The organism is Bathymodiolus heckerae thiotrophic gill symbiont, assembly GCF_900128515.1.
Lineage (GTDB): Bacteria > Pseudomonadota > Gammaproteobacteria > PS1 > Pseudothioglobaceae > Thioglobus_A.
The window spans coordinates 1-1105 of the sequence record NZ_FQTP01000226.1 but is presented as its reverse complement, the minus strand read 5'-3'; the positions used below and the strand labels follow the sequence as shown (position 1 = coordinate 1105).

At 39.3% G+C, this 1105-nt stretch carries 2 protein-coding genes; both read left to right on the top strand.

The window, feature by feature from the left end; all coding sequences use genetic code 11:
- The coding region (locus BTHERMOSOX_RS11465; protein WP_212744664.1) for an IS3 family transposase at positions 1 to 513 on the top strand (513 nt) is incomplete at its 5' end.
- A gap of 265 nt (positions 514 to 778) precedes the next feature.
- Positions 779 to 1105, top strand: a 327-nt coding sequence (locus BTHERMOSOX_RS11460) for a transposase (protein WP_488153937.1), incomplete at its 3' end; no start/stop codon positions are given.

Genomic DNA, 1105 nt, shown 5'->3' with positions numbered 1-1105 from the left:
AAACGCGATAAGCCGCAGGCTTTGAGCGTGCCACTGTCAATTAATCAAACTTGGTCGATTGACTTCATGTCAGATTCATTAAACACAGGTAGAAAAATCAGAACGTTTAATGTCATAGATGATTACAACAGAGAATGCCTAGGCATTGAAGTAGACCACTCTTTGCCAGTGCAAAGAGTGATTAAATCATTAGAGCAGCTCATTGAATGGCGTGGCAAGCCCAAAGCCATTCGATGTGATAACGGACCAGAATACATATCTCATGCACTACGAGAATGGGCACAAGCAATGGATATTGAGTTAATGTACATACAACCAGGCAAACCAACACAGAATGCTTATATTGAAAGATTTAACCAAACAGCAAGAAACGAATGGTTAAACATGCATATTTTTGACTCAATCGAACATGCACAAAATTTAGCAACCCAGTGGATGTGGGTATATAATAACGTACGACCTCATAGTTCGATTGGTGGGATTCCACCAAGAAAGCTACTTGAGGCTATTTAAACAATGGAAATTCTATTTTTAGCAAGCGTTAGAAATGGGGGGATTGCAATTGTATCTACCACCATTAATACATTTAGAGATCTTTGCATAAATCAACCAAAACCACGCCAGTCTAGTAAAATAACAACCACCTAATCTACAATAAAAAATACCTAAAATGTCTTGGAAATAAACAACTCAACATTCATTCGCAGATTCTCTAGTTGTAGAGCATAAATCTCTATCAGAGCTTAATGACGTGCATAACATCATCAATTAGACAGAGATAGAGCAAACCTTATCAAACCTTTATTCATCTGTGCGAGGTGCGCCTAGCTACCCGCCACTGATGATGTTTAGGATTCTTATTCTCCAAGCTTGGTATAACCTTAGTGATGAAGTCTTAGAGAAGCAAATCGCCAGGGATCTTATGTTTAGGCGCTTTATTAATCTTAGCCTGTCTGAGAATGTGCCAGACCATTCCAGTATTTGGCGCTTTAGACAGCTGCTTAACACCGAGCAGCTACTAGAGCTTCTACTGAAGCAAATCAACACTCACCTAGAGAGAAACTCTATCACTGTCTCACTCGGATCAATCAACATTATTGATGCC